Consider the following 23076-nt stretch of genomic DNA (forward strand, 5'->3'; position numbering starts at 1 on the left):
TACAATCTGTTTTAGAATAGACTACCGTTTTCAAAGGTGTTCTTCTATGTTGTAGGTATTGTGTACAGCGGATGGAGAACTGCACATAGTAATTAATACGCCAATATTAATTATTTCCAGTAAAGACCCAGCCATTTCAGTTGGGTTTTTTACATTACGCAAAAATTGAGGATATTATCTATTTGCTAACAAACGGTGGAGATAAAAAAACTCAGCAACAGGATATAAGCGATGCCCAAGTGATATTAGAAAAATTTAAACAATTAGGAGATGATGAAAATGAGTGAACAAAACAATATAGAAGTGACTGATTTTGATGCTGCAGAATTTTTAGAAAATGATGAGTTGATCGCTTTATATCTTGCGGAGACATTAAAGAATGGCAATGATGAAGAATTTATTCAAGCACTCAATACTGTGGCTAGAGCAAAAGGCATGAATGATATTGCGAAAAAAGCGGGGATTGCTCGTGAAAGCCTTTATCAAACTCTTTCAAGCAATAAGCCGAGATTTGAAACTGTGCGTAAAATCTTAAATGCTTTAAATATTGATCTCATTCCTACGGTAAAAACGGCTTAAATGCCGTTTTTTTCTGTGCCATTCCTATTTTTAGGATAAAAATAGGAACAAAATAGGAAAAAATAGGAACACTCAATTTTATTAAAGTATTGATTTTTAACATATTCATTTTAAAAATTCCTATTTTTCCTATTTTTCCTATTTTTCCTAATTTAATTTCATATATAAATATTTTTATAATAAAAAAGCCCGCAATATGCAGGCTGTGATTTATTCGACTTGTAAGATTTTTTTAAGTGCTTCTTTGATATTTGGAAATGGTATCAGCTGAAGAGTATCTTGTTTTAGATATAGCTTATAACTTCCGTCTATATCCTTTGTGTCAAGTTCTTCAAGATGTGCATTGAGCTTGGTATATTGTTCTATTGCTTGTTCTATATCTTCTTCTAAAATTGGCTGGAATGATTGACGTTTTAAATTTACAGTTAATAGAAATTCTTTTTTTAGGTAATCAACATTTACCAAGATGTCCGCACCAAATATAAATTCTTCTGAATTTGAGAATTTTACTTCTATGTTCATTTGCCCTTTGTAATTAGCTAGAATGGTATTCTGTTCCGGGATAGCCGTTACTGAGAATTCAAGTGTTTTCAGAAAGTCTTTTACTTCATCTTGTAAAATCTGAAGGAGCAATCTTTTTTTAGACTGAATAACATTACTCCGCATTTCAAATAATTTTCTATTGCTATCTTTTAGATCCGCCAGTTTTTTATGTAGTTGGAAACTCATTTTTATCTCCCTTTTTTGTATAAATTTCATGCATATTTTAACAAGTTCAGCCATTACAAAAAACTAACTACTTTAATAAAATTTGTATTATTGCCGTTTTCTATGAAAATTTTTCACTTTTTTATTCTTCTTATCTGATCAAATATTTACGCATAACAAAAAAGCAGAATACCAAATGATCCCTAAAAGATAGTTTTAAAAACAAGAACCCTTATTGTATAAGGCTTGAACCCTCGAAGCAGATGAACCCTCTCAACCAACCCAAAACACTGACGGATTAATTTAGCACCTGCTTCAATCCAATCTGAAGCCTCGCTACGTGTCATTAAGGCAATATGCGAAGCTGCCATCACCGCACAAGCAAGCTCATCAAATTTCAAGAAAAGGAAGATTAATTGATAGCCAAGTTGAGAATTAAAGGTCAGTGCATAACGAGCTGGTTCAATACTGACACTGTTTTCCATATGGAATGCCGAAGGGATTTGCTCACTATAAAGGTAATTCACTTTTTCTACAAGTTGTTGCATTTCCTGACGATAACCCAGCACCTTGGTTTCAAACCGTAGTAAATAATCATCAGCATAAGGGTCATTATTCGCTGCCGCACGTTGAATTTGACTTAATAAACTCAAACAATTCGGCATACTGATGATCCCTGCACGGATAATTTTGCCTTGCTCATTTCGCACGGCTGCACGACCTACCCATAATTTAGAGGCATGATGGGTGTTGATCGTAATTTCAGGTGCACTGCGTAGCGGTCCTGGTCGTTGATTTTGAAGATCGGTGGTTGTCATACGGATACTCCTATTCTATGGTTAATAATTTTTGTACTTTGAAGGGTCCCCCTTCACTGGTTAAATTTTGTACTTTGTAGAGTCCCTCTACACTGGTTAATTTTTGTACTTAATTCAAAAGCTGCGTTTTTAAATTACGTATCATTTCGGCACGTGCTTTCCGCTGTTCCAATGTTGGCACAGATGATGGCGGTGGTGTTTTATCCCGCTCTGGCACAGTAATGTGTGTCAGTGATTTATTCATCATTGATAGATTACACTGGCTCAAATATTGTTCAAGTAAATAGGGGTTAAATTGTCCTAAATGAGCTTTTCTCACTAGGCTCAGTAAATATCCCTGTGGCTTCTTAATAGTCCCTTTCTCAAGGCGTTCACCCGCTTCAAACAAAATGGCTTGGCACAGCCCTAAATCAAGCCCTTCCATTGCTTTGGCAACAGTACGTTTCTCAAAGTGGTTTAAGTTAAGTGTCCAATCAATTTCTTCCGGTGTACCTGTACTGTATTTATTTATAAATACTGTACTGTACTTGTACTGATTCACTGAGTTCCTTAATGGAACTGAGTCTAAAATCAAAGACTTACCCTGTTTTTCTTGGCTGAGTTCCCTATTGGAACTTGGGGTATTTTGACTGAGTTCCTTAATGGAACTCGGCAAATTGCTCATTTTTTCACTGAGTTCCTCACTGTTTTCACTGCGTTCCTTATTGGAACTCAGCAAATTCTGCTGCACAGTATCTAAATTTAAATAAGAAAAATCAGCCTCTTTTTCATTTCCAAAACGAGAACAATAATCTTGATAACGGGCTTGCATCCAATCAATATGTGAAACATAGTGCCATTGGGTTTTATCTGAAAGAATATTATTGACAATATGCGTCGCAACACCTCTCACCACGATGTCTTTATGTTTTGTCGCAGAATGTAATAAATGGAGATAATCTTCGTTAAGTTGAATCGCATCTAATATGGGGATAGGCTCATCGTGCAATAAATAGACATTTCCTTTTACTTGCCCTAATTCATTACGCACCGTTTCACAAAGGGTCAACCATCGTGTTAAGCGTAACAATAATAAGGTTTGACTGACAGTTTTACGCGATAGGCTCGCATTCAGGTAAGGTTTATCTGAAAGCAGTTTCCCCAATACTTCGTAAGATGGAAATAATCCCCCTTGAAACTCTCTTGCCTTATGCTTGATCAGTTGCCAAGCAAATTTGGCTCGCGGCGTTAAACAGGGATCATAAAGTAGCCTTGTCGGCACGGTTTCATGCTGATTTCCAAAAAAGAGTAAGCCCTGTTCTGTTTTGTTCGGTGTGGTAAGTTTTTCAAAAATTGTCATTTTTAATTCTCCAAAACCTGTATTTAATTATTTCGATTGTTTTGGGTTTATATTTCGTTATAATGCTTTTGCTTTCTTAACAAAAGAAATGAGGGAAGTCAGTAATACTGTAACCCCTCTATCCCCCGATGTGCCTGATACTCACCTCGGGGGAATTTTTTGTTATTTTTTATTACGATACCAAGGATCAACAGCACGCCAAATCGCAGTCAAATTAATTTGCGTTTCTTCCGCAAATAGCATTAATAATTCCAGACCTTCCATTGACTCTAAATTCTGAATACTGCCTTTATGTTGACACCATAGTTCCCATAAACGTGTCTTTTGCTCATCAGTGGTTGTAGCTTTTCGTCCCGGTTCTTCACGAATCCCCAGCAAACTACGTCTTGCCGACACTTTCGTGGTGCTCAAACCAAAGTAGGTATTCAACATTTGAATGGATGCTCCAAGGAGTAAGGCTCGATCAATAATCATTCGTTCTTGTGAATTGACTTGTGCCATTTTGACCATTTTCCAAAAGGCACTATGGTCGATATTAATCGCCGCAATCGGCACTTTAGATTGAGCAATATCGTACATTTCATCAATGCTTAACTGTTGGATTTCGCTAAGTTCTGCCGTTGAAAACCCAAGGTGATGACAGGTATTCACATTGCCTTCGCGGATATTATTGACAATATGGTCTAAAATCACTTTGTTTAAATTATCAAGCATAATGCCTCCATTAAGCTGAAGCTCGCAAATAGCGAACAAGACGAATGAGTCGAAATAATTTCACCAAGGTAACATCATCAATTTTAGGTTCTCGATCTGCCGAACCTAACAATAATGCCGTATCAAGAAAACAGGCTTCTGAATAGGTTAAATCCTGTGTTTGCAACATACTGAGCAGTTCGTAGATGGTACGTTGTGTGTCGTCTTTTAAAGAACCGTCTACGGCTTTCATCTGAAAGCTGTAATCGACAGGATTGTTCACAACGTGTTCAACGAGTTCATCAATCCCAAACTGCTCGGCAATATCCAAGGCGAGAGAATAAGCTTCTGCTTTATGTTGACGACTTGGGTACACTTGCCAAATATCTGAAACAGGTTGACGACCAACACAAGCAAATTCCAACCCATTTGCAATGGCTTGTTGCTCACGTTGAGCCTGAATGCTCATTCCTGGCGTAATACCGTAATTTTGGGCAAATTGCCTGGCGAGATCTTGGGTTGGTTCAGAAATAGAAATTTCATCGATTGTTACAGTATTCATAATGTCATTTACTGTTTCGGTCTCTAAATTATCGATGCTGACATCTTCCACGAAAGTGCGGTCATTTTTTTCTACATTTTCAGCATACTCATCAGAGACTGGAGAAATGGCACTTGTACTTTCTGTTTCGGTCATCTCAATACGTTGAACAGGCTCGGAAAGGGATTTTTCCAATTGCTGTTGCTGAAATCTCGCCACATCTTCTTCACTATGCTGAATTTGGGCATCAATTTCTTGTTGCTTTTTCGCTAATTTCTGAAATTTACGCTCATCCAAATCCACTTCCATATAGAGCATTTCATAGCTGACTTTGCCCTCAAAAGCATCCGTCATCTCATTAATTAACGCATCCTGAAAGGTTTTCACATTAAAGGGATTATCATCATTACAACGAGAAAGACTATTTTGCCAAATAGCTTCAAAGGCAATGTCAGTCTCAAATTGATATTGTTGCCAAACTTCAAGGGCGTTATTACGAATGGCTAAGAGTTTATCAATCGGGCTATTTCCTAATCCATTAAACAAAACATCAGGAATATATGGATACAAATATGCCACACAACGCTCCATCTTAGAAAGCGTTGTATAGTGAATAATGTACCCATCTTTTTCCAATTCACTTGAAAGTTCTCGAGCGGATAATGAATGCCCAAGTTTTTTCTCGTAATACTCCTTCGCCTGCTGAATCCCCAATGCTTTCTCAATAAAGGTTAAATCTGCACGGGTGTCATTCTCAATTAAATGACCGATCAGCAAATCAAGTTCCGCTTCCACACTATCTGCCGTCTCACCTTTCCAAGGTTTATACAAGCATTCAATCGCCCAAAAACGCTGATCTTGGGTTTCGCTGAATAACTCTTTTAAGGCTTGAATCCTCGTATTCCCTCCGTCTGCAATAATATAAAACGGCTCGCCCGGGCGTTGGGTAATATTGGGCTTATGATCTAATCCACGACGTCGAATAGATTCTTTAATCATCTCAAAGTTAGGATTACGGGTTTTGCGTGGATTATGCTCATAAGGACGTAATTTATCCAACGTTACCGTAATGTATTGAGAAGTTGTAGGGTAATGTGTCGCAGTCGCTCCCACATAAGAAGGCGAAGTATTCACCATTGGTGTAACATTTAAATTCCGTGCCACGGCATCTGATAATTTTTTGTTTTTAGTGTTCATAGCGATATCTACCTAAATTCATTTCATTTTCAAATAAACTAAACTCACCATAAAAGCGGCATTTCACACTCCCTAATGGTCCATTACGTTGTTTGCCGATAATGATTTCAGCTAGCCCTCTATCTACACTTTCCGGGTGATAGACTTCATCACGATAGATAAACAAAATCACATCAGCATCTTGCTCAAGCGAGCCTGATTCACGTAAATCCGCATTGACAGGGCGTTTATTGGTACGTTGTTCTAAACTACGATTGAGCTGTGAAAGAGCATAAACAGGACGCCCCAACTCTTTGGCTAACGCCTTCAACGCCCCTGAAATTTGAGTGATTTCAAGGTGGCGGTTTTCTATTCTGCCGGTACCTCGCATTAATTGGAGATAATCAATGAAAACCGCCGCAGGCAAGCCATATTGTCGGCTATATTGACGCACTTTACTACGTAATCGAGGGATCGTTAATGCCCCTTCATCATCAATAATTAAACGCTTGTTCCAGTCTCGTTGGATACGACCCACCGAGTCGGAAAGTTTGCTCCAATCTTCTACCTTAAGCTCTGTCGCTCGGCGAATCTTTTGCAGGCTTACCCTTGATTTCATTGCCGTAAAACGTTGTAGAATTTGATCTGCGGGCATTTCCTGACTGAAATAAAATACAGGCTGGTCCGTCATCTTATCCAAAATACTTGCCGTTGCCGTAAGGGAAAGAGCGGTTTTTCCCATCGCAGGACGGGCAGCGATGATGATCAATTCCCCCGCTTGCCCGCCGGTAGTTAATTCATCAATTTGTTGGATACCCAATGGCGTGCCTGTAACAGGATCCGCATTTAAGGTGGATTGCTCCATCTTGTCGAACATTTGCGAAAAAATGTCTGCTAATTTCACCGCACTTTTATCTGTTTGATTTAACGAAATTTGCGTATATCGCTGTTCAATCTGCTCTGCAAGCGTTGCCAATTTTTCTGCATTCTTAGGCTCCGCCATTTCACTTAAAATAAACTGTCCCAAGGCTAAAAATTGACGTTGCCGACTATATTGTTTGACAAGTTCAGAATAAGCTACAATATTAGCAACCGATGGCGTGTTATGTGCTATTTCAGCTAAATAAGCCAGTCCACCGACTTCTTCCAACATGCCTTTTTCTTTGCAATATTCTGACACTGTGAGCATATCGACGGCTTTATTGTGATTAACAAGTGATGCGATAGCTTCAAAAATATAGCGATGTTGTATAAGATAGAAATTCTTGCTACATCCCCATCGTACAGCGAATAAACTCTTTTGCGGATAAAATATGTGGCAAAATAGGACAAAATAACAAATCTGCGGCAAGCACAGACATATCTACCGTAATATCCCAAGTTCCACGTGTATCCACAATAATCACATCATAGCCTTTGAGCTTTTTCAGTAGAAAGCTAAACCATATTGCACCATCAGGGGCATTGTGTAGCATTTGGCTGACATTATTTGTGGGATCGTTGGATTGAATTAAATCTAAATTCGGTAGGGTTGTTTTTGAAATAATACGGGTAGGATCGACATCTTGATAGGTCAAAAACTGATACCACCCTGTGCGACATAATCTAAGGCAAAATAAGCATTGAGCGTTGGTTGTGTATCGGTATCAATTAACAAGGTCTTTAACCCGTGATCTGCACAAAACGCACCAATATTCGCCGCATTTGTACTTTTTGCCGAACGGCCTTTGGTTGAAGCAACGGTAATGATGAATGGTTTTTTAGTAACAGCTTGACTAATGTTCATAATCATACTCACTTGTACAAGAAAAATAAGAAAGTATTGGCTGAAATCACTATGTATAGAAGCTACTCTTAGAACTAATAGGGTTAATAAGACTAATAGGATAATCAAATTTTATGCTAAAAACTTGATTTTAATGGTGCCCGAGGGCGGACTTGAACCGCCACAGCTCGAAAGCCGAGGGATTTTAAATCCCTTGTGTCTACCGATTTCACCACTCGGGCGAGTGTTCCGACTCGGTTATGTGTGGAGGCGTGTCCCGGAGTCGAACCGAGCTACATGGATTTGCAATCCAGTGCATAACCGCTTTGCTAACACGCCGTAGCGTAAATTGGAGCGGGAAACGAGGCTCGAACTCGCGACCCCAACCTTGGCAAGGTTGTGCTCTACCAACTGAGCTATTCCCGCTTTTTCGCTGCAACACATTCGCTGTCAGTGGTGCGCATTTTACTTCGTTATGAAAAACTGTCAACAATTCTTTTGAAAAAATATGTTAATTGATGAAAAAAAACTCAAAACAGGTATTTAAGAATACAATTTATACAGAATGTGTTTGTTTTTAGTACATCACTATCACTTATTTCATTTATCTATTTTAATGATATAGAAAATATTCTTTAATCACTGGAAACTTTGTGCAACAATGCAATCCTATTATGTCGTACAATAATAAAATATAGCTAAAAGTGCGGTCGTTTTTCTTAGATTAATTAGGTGAAGTTATGACACAACAATATGCTCTAGATACATTACTGGCTCAGGCAGGTAATAGAACAGATGAAAGAACCGGTGCGGTATCTACGCCGATTTTTCTTTCCACTGCTTATGCTCATCATGGAATTGGTGAAAGTACGGGATTTGATTATACCCGCACTAAAAATCCAACGAGAACGGTATTAGAAGAAACAATTGCAAAATTAGAAGGTGGAGATCGTGGATTTGCCTGTTCTTCAGGAATGGCGGCTATTCAATTATTGATGAACTTATTTGCGTCACCTGATGAATGGATTGTTTCCAGCGATGTTTATGGCGGAACTTATCGTTTATTGGATTTTGCCCATAAGAATACGCATGGTGTTAAGCCTGTTTATGTCAATACAGCTTCAAGTGAAGAAATTGAAAAGGCAATCACTGAGAATACAAAGGCGATTTTTGTTGAAACGCCATCGAATCCGTTAATGGAAGAATGTGATGTGGCAGAAATTGCGAAAATAGCTAAAAAATACAATTTGCTATTGATTGTAGACAATACTTTTTTAACTCCTGTTTTATTTAGACCAATGGAACATGGTGCAGATATTGTTATTCATAGTGGAACAAAATATATTGCTGGTCATAATGACACATTAGTAGGGTTAATTGTTGCCAAAGGGCAAGAGATCTGTGACCGCTTATATTATATTCAAAATGGTGCAGGTCCCGTATTATCACCTTTTGATTCTTGGTTGACCATTCGAGGCATGAAGACACTTGCATTGCGAATGGAACGTCATCAGAAAAATGCACAGGAATTGGCAAACTTTTTAAGAGAACAGCCACAAGTAAAAGATGTGTTATATCCAAATAAAGGAGGGATGCTATCTTTTCGTCTTCAAAATGAAAATTGGGTAAATCCTTTTCTTAAAGCAATGAAGTTAATTACTTTTGCTGAGAGTTTAGGCGGTACGGAAAGTTTCATTACGTATCCGGCGACACAAACGCATATGGATATTCCTGAGGTTGAACGTGTTGCTCGAGGTGTATGCAATCGTTTACTACGGTTTTCTGTAGGATTGGAGAATGTAGAAGATATTAAAGCGGATTTATTGCAGGCATTTTCTCAACTAAAGTAACCGCACTTTAATAGATCAAGATTTAATAAAAGTCGCAACTTATCATACGTAAGTAATTTGTCGTGGTTTATGTTGTGATTTTTCACTTGAAAAGCGGAGATTTATCTTTATACTCTCTAACTGGAAATAATAAATCCCAAACAATAAAAGGAAGAAAAATAAAAATGAGTGAAGTATTACATACAACAGATGCGACTTTTGATACTGATGTATTAAAATCAGATATTCCAGTATTATTAGATTTTTGGGCTCCTTGGTGTGGTCCTTGCCGTATGATTGGACCTATTCTAGAGGAACTTTCAGCTGAATTAGGTGATAAGGTAAAAATTGTTAAAATTAATATTGATGAAAATCAAGCGACACCGGCTCAATTTGGTGTGCGTAGCATTCCAACATTAATATTCTTCAAAGAAGGTAAGGCTGTCGCAACTCAGGTTGGTGCATTACCAAAAAATCAATTAGTAAATTTTATCAACCAAAATAGCTAATATGTAGCTTAAGCAAGACGAACTAAAATAGCTTAAATCTCAAAAGGATTTAAGCTATTTTGTCTATTACACCTTTAAATCGTATATAAAATCATAAAACATTACCTTTGGTAACGGTTAAAGATTTAATATTTCTTTCACAAAAGGAATAGTCAACTTACGTTGTGCTTGTAATGAGGCTTTATCTAATAAAGTTAATGTATCAAATAAAGATTTAATATCACGATCTAAACGTTTTAATAAAAAATTAGCTGTATCATCAGGTAATTCGATCCCTCGTTGATGGGCATTGCGTTTTATCACTTCTACTTTTTGTTGTTCATTTAGTGGATTTAGCTGATAAATTTCTCCCCAACTTAATCGTGAGGCAAGATCGGGTAAAGAGATATTTAAATTCACTGGAGATTGATTGGCACTTATTAACAGTAATGTACTCCCGCTCTCTTTTATTCTATTCATTAAATCAAAAATAGCCAATTCCCATTCATGATTTCCTATTATTGCATGGAAATCATCTAAACAAACCAACTCTTGCTGTTCTAAATTTTCCAAAACTTCAGGGGAAAAATATTGTGCTTTACTCAATGGAATATAAATCGCATTGCGTTGCGATGCTAAAAAATAATTGGAACACGCTTTAAGCAAATGAGTTTTACCTGTACTTTTTCCTCCAAAAATGTAAAAGAAAGGTTGATATAATTGAATAAAATTTTTACGTAATGAACCGAGTAACAATAAATTATTGTCGCTACAAAAATTCTCTAAGGTATCATCGTCTATTTGATGAATAGGCAAAGGGAGTTGTTGGCTCAAAAAATAATTCCATTTGATAGTAAAGTTGACTCATAATACAGAAAAAATAGGAACAGGTGAACCTATTCCTATTAATCTTGTAAATTTTAGTCTTCTATTTGATTTTTAGCCGATGGTAAAATGAGATTTAGAATAATAGCGACAACGGCACATAAACTAATCCCTTTCAAGGATAATTCTCCTAAATTGACAAACATTCCACCAATTCCAAAAGTCATAACCACAGAAATAATACATAAATTACGTGCTTCCGTCACATCAACTTTACCACGAATTAATGTACTCATCCCAACGACGGCAATAGAGCCAAAAACCAGCATCATAATTCCGCCCATAACGAAGGTGGGGATCGTAGATAGGAATGCTCCAACTTTGCCGCAAAATGAAATTGCAATTGCCCATACTGCTGCCCAAGTCATAATAGTCGGATTAAAATTTCGGGTTAGCATTACTGCACCAGTTACTTCTGCATAAGTGGTATTTGGTGGACCGCCTAATAGTGATGCAGCAGATGTTGCAAGACCATCACCTAATAAAGTGCGGTGTAACCCCGGATTTTTTAAGAAATCTTTGCCGGTTACAGAACTGATAGCCATGATACCGCCAACATGTTCAACTGCCGGTGCAATCGCTATTGGTAGCAAATATAAGATAGCTTCCAGTTTAAATTCTGGTGTCGTTAAATTCGGTAAGGAAAACCAAGATGCTTTGGTAATAGGACTAAAATCGATTAATCCCATAAATAAACTCAAGATATAACCCACCGCAATGCCAAACATTATCGGTATTAATTTCATCATACCTTTGGCAAAAACAGCCACAATTAAAGTAGTCAATAGCGTAATCATTGACACGAGAACCGCATCACCATATTCATAGTTACTGCCTTTGCCGGTCGCCATATCTACAGCCACAGGTGCCAGTCCTAATCCGATAATGATAATAACGGGTCCAACAACAACCGGAGGAAAAATTTTCTGTAAAGCCCCCGCTCCACGTAATTTAACCAACAGGCTTAAGGCAACATAAACAAGTCCTGCACAAGCAAGACCACCCATTGTTGCCGGAATTCCCCATGAGGCTACACCATATTGGATTGGTGCAATAAAAGCAAAAGAAGAGGCTAAAAAGATCGGCACTTTCTTGCCGGTACATAGTTGGAAAAGCAATGTACCAATTCCGGCGGTTAATAAGGCAGTATTTGCGTCCAATCCTGTGATTAATGGAACTAATACCAATGCACCGAATGCAACGAATAACATTTGCAAGCCAATAAAAGCTTGTTTGATTTTGCCCGAAATTTCTACGGGGATATTTTGATTTGTCATTTAAGTTTCAACTCTCTGTCTGAATTAACTAAAAGTGCGGTCTATTTTCCAATAGATTACGCGGAAAAAAGCGGCATTAATTGCCGCTTTGTATTTTGGTCTTATTTCGTACCAAAAATCTTATCACCTGCATCGCCTAATCCCGGGATAATATAGCCATTCTCATTTAAATGGCTATCAATTGATGCAGTATATAATTCAACATCAGGATGTACAGCCTCTAAAGCTTTGATCCCTTCAGGTGCAGCAACTAAGACTAGGACTTTAATATGCTGACAACCTTTTGCTTTTAATAAATTAATAGTCGCAATCATAGAACCCCCAGTGGCTAACATAGGATCAACAACAATTGCTAAGCGTTCATCTAAATCACTTGCTAATTTTTGAAAATAAGGAACTGGTTCTAGAGTTTCTTCATCACGATACATACCCACTACACTGATGCGGGCACTTGGAACATGTTCCAATACGCCGTCCATCATACCTAATCCGGCACGAAGAATAGGAACGACAGTGACTTTTTTACCCTTAATTCGATCAATTTCAACAGCACCACACCAACCATCAATTATCACTTTTTCAGTTTCTAAATCTGATGTGGCTTCATAAGTCAACAGGCTTCCCACTTCAGTGGCTAATTCACGGAAATCTTTTGTAGTAATATCCGCAACTCGCATCAAACCTAGTTTATGTTTTACTAGTGGATGTTTAACTTCAACAATTTTCATCGCATGTTTCCTTATTGATCGATTATGTAAAAAAATCCAAACGGCGGAATTCTAAATGATCTTGATTAAAATTAATAGTATTGAAAGAATGTTTTAATAAAAAAACTGCAATATGCAGCTGCAGAATATTTATTTTACCTTAGGCAAACTGTTGCATGCCTAGAGTGCCGTCATCAATGATTTCAGATGCTATGCCTAAGATTTCTGCTACTTTATCACCTTCTTTAAACATCACAAAACCGCCAGATTCCATTTTATTCCAATGTTCATCTTTGGTAAGTGGGAACGTTGTAATAATTGTTACTTTATCTGTTTCTTTTGCATAGTCACGAAAATCAATAATATTATCATCGTCTATGCGTTGTGCTTTTCCGAAAGGTGCCTTACGAGTGAGATAGTGTAAATTTGTTGAACAGTGGGCCATCATCCACTCACCATTAGATAGGATAAAATTAAATGTGCCTCTCTGTGTTAATTCTTGTGTGAGTTTTTGAATTGCACTAAACATATCTTGTTCATTAGGCTTTTTGGGAAAACGTTTCTTTAGTTGGCTAAGCATATAACAAAATGCTGTTTCGGAATCCGTCGAGCCTATCGGTTGAAAAAGACTTTCTGTCATATCGGGTAATGAATTTAAGTTGCCATTATGAGCAAAAACCCAATTTTCTCCCCAAAGTTCACGAATAAAAGGGTGAGTATTTTCAATATTGACTTCTCCTTGTGTTGCTTTACGAATATGTGCAACAACATTTAAAGATTTTATGTTGTATTGTTTAATACAATCAGCAATGGGAGAAGAATGTCCGGGACGATTGTCGCGAAAAACACGAATTCCTTTTCCCTCAAAAAAGCAATTCCGAAACCATCGGAATGACAATTAGTTAATCCTGCTCTTCGACGAAATCCCTCAAACGAAAAAACAATATCTGTTGGGGTATTACAATTCATTCCTAAAAGTTGACACATAATTTATTTCATTTAACCCAATTTTATGTCTTTTTATCTACACAATGAGTATGAATTTAACAAAAATACAGATTAAAAATCAACATGGATCTTAGATCAATTAGTTACATAAAATAGCTGAAAAAACTTACCGCACCAAGTTTTCACAAGGTGCGGTAAGCAAATAAGAAGGTTTAATATAAAATGATAAGGATTAGTAAACACCTTGTGCTAACATTGCATCAGCTACTTTAACAAAGCCTGCAACGTTTGCACCTACAACATAGTTAATATTTTCTTGCCCTTCGACAGTACCGTATTTTTTACAATTTGCATGAATATCCAACATAATACGGTGTAATTTTTCGTCAACTTCCTCAGCTGTCCAGTATAAACGTTGTGAGCTTTGTGCCATTTCCAAACCGGAAGTTGCAACGCCACCGGCATTTGCCGCCTTACCAGGTCCAAATAAAACGCCTGCTTCCAAGAATGCGTCGGTAGCTTCAATTGTTGTTGGCATATTGGCACCTTCTGCAACAAGTTGAACCCCGTTGGCGATCAATTGTTGTGCATCGGATAATTCCAATTCATTTTGGGTTGCACAAGGTAGTGCAATATCCGCTTTCACTCCCCAAGGACGAGCTCCCTCCACGTATTGCAAACCAAATTGTTCAGCGTAATCTTTAACACGACCACGTTTTACATTTTTAATATCTAAAAGTGCGGTCAATTTTTCTTGTGTAAAGCCTTCAGGATCATAAACATAGCCGGAGCTATCAGAACAAGTGACAACTTTTGCCCCTAACTGCAAGGCTTTTTCGATAGCATATTGAGCAACGTTACCTGAACCGGAAACCACTACTGTTTTCCCTGCGAAAGATTGTCCTTTTTCAGCAAGCATAGCTTGAGCAAAATAAACTAAACCATAACCTGTTGCTTCCGGACGAATTAAACTGCCACCAAATGACAAACCTCGACCGGTAAACACGCAAGCTGCTTGGTTAGATAATTTTTTCATATATCCTGCAAGATAACCTACTTCTCGTCCACCTACACCGATATCACCTGCCGGTACATCGGTATCTGCACCGACATGACGATATAATTCAGCCATTAATGCTTGACAAAAACGCATGACTTCCGCATCTGATTTACCCTTAGGATCAAAATCGGAACCACCTTTACCACCCCCCATTGGTAAGGTAGTTAAAGCATTTTTGAAAATTTGCTCAAAGCCTAAAAATTTTAAAATAGATAAATTTACAGATGGATGAAAACGCATTCCACCTTTAAACGGTCCAATCGCACTATTGAATTGAACTCGGAATGCTCGGTTTACTTGCACTTGACCTTTATCATCTGTCCAAGCGACACGAAATTGAAATGCACGTTCCGGCTCAACTAAACGCTCCAATAAAGCTTCAGAGCGATATTTTGGATTTTTCTCTAAAAATGGCCAAATGGAAGTGAATACTTCACGTACTGCTTGCAAAAATTCTGGTTGATGACCGTCACGTTGTTCTACTTTTGCTAAAAAATCTTCTAACGATACGATTGCTGACATAATTTGTTTCCTTCTTAATTGAAATGTTTTGTTTGCTTATTTATATAGAGAGCCTTTATCAGCCCGCGATTAATATGCAATAAAATATCAAAACATTGCAACTAAAATTATTAAAAAAATTAAAAAACTATTTAAATATTAAATTTTATTTAAAATAATTGTGTATATTTTAAATTTATTTTGATTTTAGTTGGGTTGATAGAAGTAATATCAAAAAGCAGGAGGAAAAAACTACCGCACTTATATATTCTAAATTGAAGAATTTACAGCAAAATAAAAACTGGAGACTATATTTATCTTTATATGTTAAGTAAAAAATGTAAATATTAGTTTCATTTTGAAGAAATTTATTACACACTATATGGGCAAATTATTTTGCAACTATTTTTACTTTAGGAGTTATTATGAAAAAAGCACTATTAACAGCATTAGTATTAGGCACGAGTTTAACTGTGACTGGTTGTTTTGATAAAGACAACAACGTTTCTCAGCAAGCAGAAAGTACAAAAGAAAGTGTATCAACAGCAATTGCTGAAACAAAAGAAGCTATGTCAGAACAAGTAACGGAAGTTAAAGAGATGGCGACTGAAAAAGTGGAAGCAGCTAAAGAAGCTATGTCAGAACAAGTAACGGAAATTAAAGAGACAGCAGCTGAGAAAGTTGAAGCAGCTAAAGAAGCTATGTCAGAACAAGTAACGGAAATTAAAGAGACAGCAGCTGAGAAAGTTGAAGCAGCTAAAGAAGCTATGTCAGAAAAAGTAATGGAAGTTAAAGAGATGGCGACTGAGATAAAAAGTGCAGTAGAAAAATAGTCTATATTGGGTTAGATTTTCTTTAATGATTAGAGCTAGAATGATTGTTTTCTAGCCTTTTTTCTTGATAAATTGAGATTAAGTTTGTCTTTTTATCCAAATTTGTTAGAATCAGTCAGAATTTTGGGGCTGATTTTGGATTCGACGGAATTAGCGAAGCCCAAGGTGCACGTCGAGGTGCGGTAGGCCTCGTAAATAAACCGCAAAACAATAGTCGCAAACGACGAACAATACGCTTTAGCAGCTTAATAACCTGCTCATAGCCTTCACTCCCTAGCTTTCGCTCGTAAGACGGGGATAAAGTGGAGTCAAATCCAAACGAGATCGTGTTGAAGCCGCCGCTTTAGGATCGAAGCATTAAATTGAATAAAGCTAGTTTTTTGATGGCGTGTCTGTCCGCAGTCAATTTACGAAATTAAAGATTAGACTAAACGTGTAGGACTGAAGGTAGAGTAATTTCGGACGGGGGTTCAACTCCCCCCAGCTCCACCATATCATTCGAAAAGAAAATTTCTAGACATTTTGAACCGCATTGAAAATGCCAATTTTGGCGTAACTTTTTGTTTTTAATCTTTTTAGTGAAATTTGTTAACAACTTAATTTTATTAACAAAATTTATTTGGCTTTTAGAAGGTTTATGGTACATCTTGTTAAGATGTTAAAGAAAAACCGAAAGAAAAACATTTACTAATTGATGGCTAAGGGTTGTTCTGAAAAACTAAGTTTGGCGATGTTAAAATTTGACTAATTAACTCTATTAGAAGCTAGTTATATCATAACTAGCTTCTCGTTTTTATCTCCAAATTAAATTACTTTTTCTTGTAATTGTAGTTTGGAATAGCGGTCCAGCGTTTTTTGAATTCTTTAACGACTTGTTTTGGTTGACGATTGCGTGAGAAAAGCCCTTTATGGTTTCCTTGTATACGGTAAATCATAAGGTTTGTTTCAAAGTCTGCAAAATTCCATACTTGTTCCCCAACAAGATTAGGGATGCTGTCAAAAACACTATGGCTCATAGCATAAAAATCACATTGAAACTCTTCGGTATAAGGAATATCCCACATAGAATGTAAACCAGGTAAAGTATCTGCACCATATTCTGTCATAAGAATTGGTTTATCTGGGAATTTACTTTGCCATTTTAACAACTCTTGACGAAGTCCAGCTTCTCCTTTAGCTAAATCACCATGATCTACATACCAAGCATAGTATCGATTCAAAGAAATGACATCTACCAAATCCATTACTTCATCACGCTCTGGCGTTGCCAGTAAAATATTGACTAAGGTAACAGGACGTTTTTGCGGATCCAATTCCTTATAAAGAGCAACTAATGGTTTGAAATAATCATGAGCACCTGCTTCATGGCTGGCTGGTTCATTTGCTACTACCCACATGACAACTGAAGGGTGATTTTTATCACGTTTTACCAATTCTTGAATCGCTTGTTCATGTGCTTCTCGGGTTTTCATAGCAGACCAAGTTCCGTTATCTTTGGGATTTAAATCAAGAGAAGCGGTAAAGTTTTGGAAAAGTCCAACGGCTGGAATTTCATCAATTACCAAAACTCCCATGCGATCTGCAAGACGCATCATTTCTTCAGAATAAGGATAGTGTGAGGTTCGGAAAGAGTTGGCACCAATTTCTTTCAAAAGGTTCATATCCATCAAGTTTGCTGCTTCGTTTAAACCGCGACCATTGATAAAAGTATCTTCATGTTTTCCAAAACCTTTAAAATAAACAGGTTTTTGATTGACAAAGAATTGACCATCTGCCACATGAACACTACGTACACCAAATGGCTCATCATAGGTATCAACAACTTTACCATCAACAAGTAGCTCAATATGTGCGGTATAAAGATAAGCATCTAAAACTTCCCATAAGCGTACTTGTTCGAGAGTGATATGCCCGTTACTTGATTGTGCAACTACTTGACGATCTTCATCAAGAATAGTTACTTGGATTGTGTCAACTGCCTTTGATGTTTCAACAGCAATAGAAAGTTTTGCCGTCTTTAAGTCATCTGAAAGCTCACTGACGATGGTAACATCTGAAATGTGAATTTTAGGACGTACCATTAATTTTACGGGGCGATGAATTCCTGCATAGTTGAAGAAGTCAAAGTTTTCTTTAACCACTTTTTTAATACTGCCATCTTCTTGAGTCTCTTCAATGTAATTACCAACAGGAAGTGTGGTGTAATCTAAGATATTATTGGCACAGACAGAGATTTTTATTTGATTTTCTTGGTAAAGATCCTTTGGAATAATTACCTCAAACGGAGTGAATCCACCTTTATGAGAAGCAAGTTCTCGACCGTTAACATAAATTTTGGCATTGTGAGTTACCGAACCAAAGCGTAAAACTAACTCATCATTTTCCGCTAATTTGGGAATATCCACCCAACGCTCATACCAAAAATCTCCAATATAATTACGCTTATCTTTGTCAACCACCACGTCATTAAAGGAAGTTGGTACTACCATTACTTCTTCTGGTGATAAATCCTTTTCGGGATTATGCTCTCCTAGTTTAAATTGCCATAAACCACTAAGGTCATATAAACTTCTTGTTTTTGTTAACGTTGGATATAACATATATTTTCTCCTTTGTGTTTCTTAACGTTTAATCTCGTGGGAAGTCTCATCTAGCAATTGATCAATATCTGCTTGAGAAATCACATTAATATCGCCTTCAATGGTATGTTTGAACTTGAAACTTGCCATAGCAATGGCCAAACTTTTTTCAGGACTTTCTTTTTTAAGCATGCCATGAATAATTCCCGCTGTAAAAGCGTCTCCAGTACCAACACGGTCTAACACTTGAATGCCTGATTTGTCTGTCTGATAAAGATGACCATCCTGATATAAATAGCCTTTCAATAGATATTCATTAGTATGTCCCATTTCTCTTTGAGTAAAAGCAAAGCTTTTCACGCTATAAGTTTTAGCTAATTTATCCAAAATGCTTTTTAATAATTCTTGATCTTCGTAAGGTCTTGTTAAACCTAATTGGTCTTTTAAATCTCCTTGCCCATCACCGGAAAGACTTAACGGCTCAATTCCAATGCAAACATCTGCTAGAGCGGCAAGAGGGGACAATAATTCTCTTGCCTCTTGGAAAGAGTTCCATAAACTTGCTCTAAAATTTAAATCAAAAGAGACAGTGAGTCCCTCTGCTTTAGCCTTGGTCATCAAATAATGGGTTAAGCTATAAAGGTTATCATTCAACGCTGGAGTGATGCCAGACACATGAAACCAGTCGGCTCCTTTGAATACAGACTCTAGGTCATAATCACTCAGTTGAGATTCCCAAAAAGCAGAGTGTTTTCGGTCATAAGTTACCCGACTGGCTCGTAAGGAAAAGCCTTTCTGGTAATAATAAATCCCTAGACGTTGCCCTTTTTCCAAAATGTAATCCTGATTGATTTGACGAGAAAAAAGAAAGTTTTTCGTCATCCTACCTAAATCATTATCCGGAATGGCAGATATAAGAGAAACGTTGTGCCCTAATTGTGCCAAGGTTGAAAGAACATTTAATTCTGAACCGCCAAATTGACATTCTAGACTGGTTGTCAGTGTTAGGGTTTGATACTGTGGTGGTGATAACCGTAACAAGATTTCACCTAAAGAAACTACTGTTTTCAACTAAAACCTCCATCTTGATGGGTTGTGCTAAAAGTAGTATACACGATATTATGTTTTTTAGTACAAGAAAGTGGGCTACAGTAAAAAATAAGTTATATCATCATCGTAACAGACTGCTTATTTAGAATTCTTAATATCTATTAGATTATTAGATTGTTATTCGCATTGATTTGTCGATAATCTTCAATGCAGTGATGTTTTAAAAAAACAAGCATATTCTCTTTATAAGATATTTAGAAAAATCTTTTTTGTTTTTTGTCGTGTGGAGTGACAAAAGTGCGGTGTCTTTTGGTGTGTCCTTAGAAATACTTTACAAGTGTTGATTAAATAAGTTCAAAGATAGCCAGCAAAAGAATTATTTTAGAAATGCAGTAAAAATTATCATTTATGCCATAGAAATATTAACAGAAATTAGTAATTTAAATTGAGATTAACGACAGAAAATAGTAAAGTAGCCCACTATTCATTCACTTACAAAAATAGCTTTTAAGGCGGAATTTATGGGAAAAAGTGTTGTTGTTTTAGGTGCTCAATGGGGCGATGAAGGGAAAGGCAAAATCGTTGATTTATTAACAGATCGAGTTAAGTATGTGGTTCGCTATCAAGGTGGGCATAATGCGGGGCATACATTGATTATTAATGGTGAAAAAACAGTTCTTAGATTAATTCCATCAGGTATATTACGTGAAAACGTAACCTGTCTGATTGGAAATGGGGTTGTTCTTTCACCGACAGCCTTAATGCAAGAAATGGGGGAATTAGAAAGTCGTGGGATTAATGTTCGTGAACGTTTGTTAATTTCTGAGGCTTGTCCGTTAATTCTTCCTTACCATGTTGCAATGGATAAAGCTCGTGAGTCAGCTTTAGGCAATAAAGCAATCGGTACCACAGGGAGAGGTATTGGTCCGGCTTATGAAGATAAAGTTGCTCGTAGAGGTTTACGTGTCGGCGATTTATTTGATAAAGAATTATTTGCCGAGAAATTAAAAAATATTCTAGATTACTATAATTTTCAATTGGTTCATTATTACAAAGCCGAAGCTGTTGATTATCAAAAGACGTTGGATGAAGTATTTGCAGTGGCAGATATTATTACGGCTATGGTTGCAGATGTTTCGACAATTTTAGATATTGCTCGTAAAAATGGCGATAACATTTTATTCGAAGGTGCTCAAGGCACAATGTTGGACATTGACCAAGGTACTTACCCTTATGTAACCAGTTCTAACACAACTGCTGGTGGTGTATCCACTGGAGCAGGTTTTGGTCCTCGTCATATTGATTATGTTTTAGGTATTATTAAAGCCTATTGTACTCGTGTTGGTGGGGGGCCATTTACAACAGAATTATTTGATGATGTGGGTGCGGAAATTGCACGCAAAGGAAATGAATTTGGTGCAGTAACCGGTCGTCCTCGTCGTTGTGGTTGGTTTGATGCCGTTGCTATTAAGCGTGCAATCCAAACTAATTCTATTTCCGGTTTTTGTATGACCAAGCTGGACGTATTAGATGGATTTCGTGAAGTCAAAATTTGTGTTGGCTACAAAATGCCTAATGGTGAAATTGCTGAATATGCACCGTTAGCAGCAAAAGATTGGGAAGGTGTAGAGCCGATTTATGAAACCTTACCGGGTTGGCAAGAAAATACATTTGGTATAACAGATGTTAATCAGTTACCGGAAAATACTCGTAATTACATTAAACGTATTGAGGAAGTTACGGGCGTACCTATCGCGATTCTTTCGACAGGTCCTGATCGTGTTGAAACTATGATTTTAAACGATCCTTTTGCGGTGTAAATCATAAATAATAGAGACAAAAGTGGTTTAATTCAGAAATGAATTAAGCCACTTTTTTATCTCAATCAACTTCCTGAAATCTTCATTTTTTCCAACAAAATCGAACCTGTTTGAATATTCGATCTATATTCAATATCGTTACCAACCGCAATAATATTTGCAAACATGTCTTTTAATTGCCCGGCAATAGTGATCTCCGATACAGGATATTGAATTTCACCATTTTCAACCCAAAATCCAAAAGCTCCACGTGAATAATCACCGGTAATAATATTAACCCCTTGTCCCATTAAATCAGTGACCAATAAACCTGTTCCCATTTCTTGTAAAAGTGCGGTTAAATTTTGTGAATTTGGCTTAACCAGCCAGTTATGAATTCCACCTGCATGTCCTGTACTTTGCATACCTAATTTTCGACCGCTATAACTTGTCAGCAAATAGGTTTGTAAAATACCTTGTTCGATAATTTCTAAATTTTTCGTACGAACACCTTCACTATCAAAAGGTGTTGAAGCAAGTTTGCCAATCAAATGCGGTCTTTCACTAATATGAAACCAATCAGGTAATATTTTTTTACCTAGATGATCGAGTAAAAAACTGGAATCACGATATAAACTTCCACCACTAATCGCCGTCGCCAAGTGTCCTATCAATCCGGTTGCCACACTATTCATAAAAATAACCGGCACTTCTTGAGTTGGAATTTTTCTCGGTTGTAAATGAGATAGTGCTTTTTTGGCAGAATTTTCGCCAACCCAAACCGCACTTTCCAACTCTTGAATATTACGTGCAACAGTATATTCATAATCTCGCTCAAGTTGTTCATTGCTGCTTGCAATCACAGAACAAGATAAAGAATAACGACTTGATAAATAGCTTTGTAACATGCCGTGGCTATTACCATAAACTCGCACACCGGTATGCGAATTAAATGTGGCACCTTCACTGTTTACAATGCGTTTATCATAATCTAAAGCGGCTTTCTCTGTTTGCAAAGCCAATGAAACGGCATGATCAACATCAATATCAGACTCATGATAAAGTGCTAAATCCGGTGCATCAAATGCCATTAATTCCTTATCAGCTAACCCTGCACAATCATCCGGAGAGGTATATTTCGCAATAGCTAAGGCGGAATCTACCGCACTTTTTATTGCGGTATGGCTTAAATCTGACGTTGAGGCATTTCCTTTTTGATTCCCCAAATAAACGGAAATACCTAAAGCACCATCATTGTTAAATTCTACATTTTCAATTTCCTGTAAACGAGTTGAAACGGATAAACCATTGACTTTTGTAACTGCAACTTCTGCTGTTGCACCTGCTTGCGTAGCAGTTTCAATTGCATAGCTTACAGCATCTTGTAACATTTGCTCTTGTTGCTTTAAAAGTGCGGTGGAATTTTGTTGAGTTATCATTATAAGCCTTTTTATTAAACAGAAATTTTGGCTATTTTAGCTTATTTTCAAATTTGTCGCTA

18 protein-coding genes, 3 tRNA genes, 1 other RNA gene and 2 pseudogenes are annotated in these 23076 nt (G+C 37.1%); 6 read left to right on the forward strand and 18 right to left on the reverse strand.

Translation table 11 applies throughout. The features are described from left to right. The first annotated feature begins 279 nt into the window (after positions 1-279). Positions 280-579: an addiction module antidote protein gene (locus tag HNR69_RS06520; RefSeq protein ID WP_012341122.1), complete on the forward strand. Its 300-nt coding sequence runs from the start codon at positions 280-282 to the stop codon at positions 577-579. A gap of 210 nt (positions 580-789) precedes the next feature. On the opposite strand, the gene HNR69_RS06525 is transcribed toward HNR69_RS06520, so the two are convergent. From HNR69_RS06525 to HNR69_RS06570, 10 genes and pseudogenes are all read right to left on the reverse strand, one after another. Continuing rightward, positions 790-1308 carry a hypothetical protein gene (locus tag HNR69_RS06525; protein ID WP_075293425.1) on the reverse strand — a complete coding sequence of 173 codons (519 nt, stop codon included), beginning with the start codon at positions 1306-1308 and terminating at the stop codon, positions 790-792. 182 nt (positions 1309-1490) lie between these two features. Further along, on the reverse strand, positions 1491-2105 hold the full coding sequence (locus tag HNR69_RS06530; protein ID WP_075293426.1) for a PFL_4669 family integrating conjugative element protein: 615 nt from the start codon (positions 2103-2105) through the stop codon (positions 1491-1493). A 109-nt stretch (positions 2106-2214) separates the two neighbouring features. Beyond that, positions 2215-3444, reverse strand: a complete 1230-nt coding sequence (locus HNR69_RS06535; protein ID WP_081376612.1) for an STY4528 family pathogenicity island replication protein — start codon at positions 3442-3444, stop codon at positions 2215-2217. Positions 3445-3606: 162 nt separating this feature from the next. Then, on the reverse strand, positions 3607-4158 hold the full coding sequence (locus HNR69_RS06540) for a DUF2857 domain-containing protein (RefSeq protein ID WP_011609865.1): 552 nt from the start codon (positions 4156-4158) through the stop codon (positions 3607-3609). Positions 4159-4168: 10 nt separating this feature from the next. After that, positions 4169-5875 carry a ParB family protein gene (locus HNR69_RS06545; RefSeq protein ID WP_075293427.1) on the reverse strand — a complete coding sequence of 569 codons (1707 nt, stop codon included), beginning with the start codon at positions 5873-5875 and terminating at the stop codon, positions 4169-4171. After that, positions 5865-7205 carry a replicative DNA helicase gene (gene dnaB / locus HNR69_RS06550; RefSeq protein WP_260157003.1) on the reverse strand — a complete coding sequence of 447 codons (1341 nt, stop codon included), beginning with the start codon at positions 7203-7205 and terminating at the stop codon, positions 5865-5867. The genes HNR69_RS06545 and dnaB overlap by 11 nt, the downstream gene beginning before the upstream one ends. Then, a pseudogene (locus HNR69_RS06555) lies at positions 7126-7640 on the reverse strand (ParA family protein); the annotation flags it as partial. The gene dnaB and the pseudogene HNR69_RS06555, both read right to left, overlap by 80 nt. A 134-nt stretch (positions 7641-7774) precedes the next feature. Continuing rightward, a tRNA-Leu gene (locus HNR69_RS06560) sits at positions 7775-7861 on the reverse strand. A gap of 23 nt (positions 7862-7884) precedes the next feature. Beyond that, a tRNA-Cys gene (locus HNR69_RS06565) sits at positions 7885-7958 on the reverse strand. Positions 7959-7969: 11 nt separating this feature from the next. Continuing rightward, a tRNA-Gly gene (locus HNR69_RS06570) sits at positions 7970-8045 on the reverse strand. Between the two features lie 314 nt (positions 8046-8359). On the opposite strand from HNR69_RS06570, the gene HNR69_RS06575 reads away from it, so the two are divergent. After that, positions 8360-9469 carry a methionine biosynthesis PLP-dependent protein gene (locus HNR69_RS06575; protein WP_075293428.1) on the forward strand — a complete coding sequence of 370 codons (1110 nt, stop codon included), beginning with the start codon at positions 8360-8362 and terminating at the stop codon, positions 9467-9469. 164 nt (positions 9470-9633) lie between these two features. Beyond that, positions 9634-9957 (forward strand): thioredoxin, encoded by a 324-nt coding sequence (trxA, locus tag HNR69_RS06580; protein ID WP_011609498.1) that lies wholly within the window; start codon positions 9634-9636, stop codon positions 9955-9957. Between the two features lie 117 nt (positions 9958-10074). On the opposite strand, the gene hda is transcribed toward trxA, so the two are convergent. The 5 genes and pseudogenes from hda to gdhA all read right to left on the reverse strand — a co-directional run bounded on the left by hda (position 10075) and on the right by gdhA (position 15335). Next, entirely contained in the window at positions 10075-10770 is a 696-nt protein-coding gene (hda, locus tag HNR69_RS06585; RefSeq protein ID WP_012341146.1) for a DnaA inactivator Hda, read from the reverse strand. A gap of 86 nt (positions 10771-10856) precedes the next feature. Continuing rightward, a complete protein-coding gene (locus HNR69_RS06590; protein WP_075293429.1) occupies positions 10857-12098 on the reverse strand; it encodes a uracil-xanthine permease family protein in 1242 nt (413 codons plus the stop codon). 101 nt (positions 12099-12199) lie between these two features. Beyond that, positions 12200-12826 (reverse strand): uracil phosphoribosyltransferase, encoded by a 627-nt coding sequence (upp, locus tag HNR69_RS06595; protein WP_075293430.1) that lies wholly within the window; start codon positions 12824-12826, stop codon positions 12200-12202. Between the two features lie 139 nt (positions 12827-12965). Further along, a pseudogene (locus HNR69_RS06600) lies at positions 12966-13792 on the reverse strand (class II glutamine amidotransferase). Positions 13793-13985: 193 nt separating this feature from the next. Further along, on the reverse strand, positions 13986-15335 hold the full coding sequence (gene gdhA / locus HNR69_RS06605; RefSeq protein WP_011609493.1) for an NADP-specific glutamate dehydrogenase: 1350 nt from the start codon (positions 15333-15335) through the stop codon (positions 13986-13988). A 404-nt stretch (positions 15336-15739) separates the two neighbouring features. Here gdhA and HNR69_RS06610 point away from each other — a divergent pair, with 404 nt between their 5' ends. Both HNR69_RS06610 and ssrA read left to right on the forward strand, forming a co-directional pair. Continuing rightward, positions 15740-16147 (forward strand): hypothetical protein, encoded by a 408-nt coding sequence (locus HNR69_RS06610; RefSeq protein WP_075293431.1) that lies wholly within the window; start codon positions 15740-15742, stop codon positions 16145-16147. A 125-nt stretch (positions 16148-16272) separates the two neighbouring features. Then, positions 16273-16639, forward strand: a transfer-messenger RNA (tmRNA) gene (gene ssrA / locus HNR69_RS06615). Positions 16640-16956: 317 nt separating this feature from the next. On the opposite strand, the gene uidA is transcribed toward ssrA, so the two are convergent. Continuing rightward, positions 16957-18747, reverse strand: coding sequence for a beta-glucuronidase (gene uidA, locus HNR69_RS06620; protein ID WP_075293432.1), 1791 nt, complete (start codon positions 18745-18747; stop codon positions 16957-16959). A gap of 21 nt (positions 18748-18768) precedes the next feature. Beyond that, positions 18769-19797, reverse strand: a complete 1029-nt coding sequence (locus HNR69_RS06625; protein ID WP_012341153.1) for a sugar kinase — start codon at positions 19795-19797, stop codon at positions 18769-18771. Positions 19798-20297: 500 nt separating this feature from the next. Here HNR69_RS06625 and HNR69_RS06630 point away from each other — a divergent pair, with 500 nt between their 5' ends. Continuing rightward, entirely contained in the window at positions 20298-21596 is a 1299-nt protein-coding gene (locus tag HNR69_RS06630; RefSeq protein WP_136122239.1) for an adenylosuccinate synthase, read from the forward strand. 65 nt (positions 21597-21661) lie between these two features. Here HNR69_RS06630 and pmbA read toward each other — a convergent pair whose 3' ends face one another. After that, positions 21662-23014 (reverse strand): metalloprotease PmbA, encoded by a 1353-nt coding sequence (gene pmbA, locus HNR69_RS06635; RefSeq protein WP_075293434.1) that lies wholly within the window; start codon positions 23012-23014, stop codon positions 21662-21664. Between the last annotated feature and the right edge of the window lie 62 nt (positions 23015-23076).

Origin of the sequence: Histophilus somni (assembly GCF_014202395.1) — a bacterium.
GTDB classification, from domain to species: domain Bacteria; phylum Pseudomonadota; class Gammaproteobacteria; order Enterobacterales; family Pasteurellaceae; genus Histophilus; species Histophilus somni.

Bases quoted from the DNA above. Each gene is read 5' to 3' on its own strand.
- HNR69_RS06520 (WP_012341122.1), top strand. From the start codon at position 280: ATGAGTGAACAAAACAATATAGAAGTGACTGATTTTGATGCTGCAGAA.
- HNR69_RS06525 (WP_075293425.1), bottom strand. From the start codon at position 1,308: ATGAGTTTCCAACTACATAAAAAACTGGCGGATCTAAAAGATAGCAAT.
- HNR69_RS06530 (WP_075293426.1), bottom strand. From the start codon at position 2,105: ATGACAACCACCGATCTTCAAAATCAACGACCAGGACCGCTACGCAGT.
- HNR69_RS06535 (WP_081376612.1), bottom strand. From the start codon at position 3,444: ATGACAATTTTTGAAAAACTTACCACACCGAACAAAACAGAACAGGGC.
- HNR69_RS06540 (WP_011609865.1), bottom strand. From the start codon at position 4,158: ATGCTTGATAATTTAAACAAAGTGATTTTAGACCATATTGTCAATAAT.
- HNR69_RS06545 (WP_075293427.1), bottom strand. From the start codon at position 5,875: ATGAACACTAAAAACAAAAAATTATCAGATGCCGTGGCACGGAATTTA.
- HNR69_RS06575 (WP_075293428.1), top strand. From the start codon at position 8,360: ATGACACAACAATATGCTCTAGATACATTACTGGCTCAGGCAGGTAAT.
- trxA (WP_011609498.1), top strand. From the start codon at position 9,634: ATGAGTGAAGTATTACATACAACAGATGCGACTTTTGATACTGATGTA.
- HNR69_RS06590 (WP_075293429.1), bottom strand. From the start codon at position 12,098: ATGACAAATCAAAATATCCCCGTAGAAATTTCGGGCAAAATCAAACAA.
- upp (WP_075293430.1), bottom strand. From the start codon at position 12,826: ATGAAAATTGTTGAAGTTAAACATCCACTAGTAAAACATAAACTAGGT.
- gdhA (WP_011609493.1), bottom strand. From the start codon at position 15,335: ATGTCAGCAATCGTATCGTTAGAAGATTTTTTAGCAAAAGTAGAACAA.
- HNR69_RS06610 (WP_075293431.1), top strand. From the start codon at position 15,740: ATGAAAAAAGCACTATTAACAGCATTAGTATTAGGCACGAGTTTAACT.
- uidA (WP_075293432.1), bottom strand. From the start codon at position 18,747: ATGTTATATCCAACGTTAACAAAAACAAGAAGTTTATATGACCTTAGT.
- HNR69_RS06630 (WP_136122239.1), top strand. From the start codon at position 20,298: ATGGGAAAAAGTGTTGTTGTTTTAGGTGCTCAATGGGGCGATGAAGGG.
- pmbA (WP_075293434.1), bottom strand. From the start codon at position 23,014: ATGATAACTCAACAAAATTCCACCGCACTTTTAAAGCAACAAGAGCAA.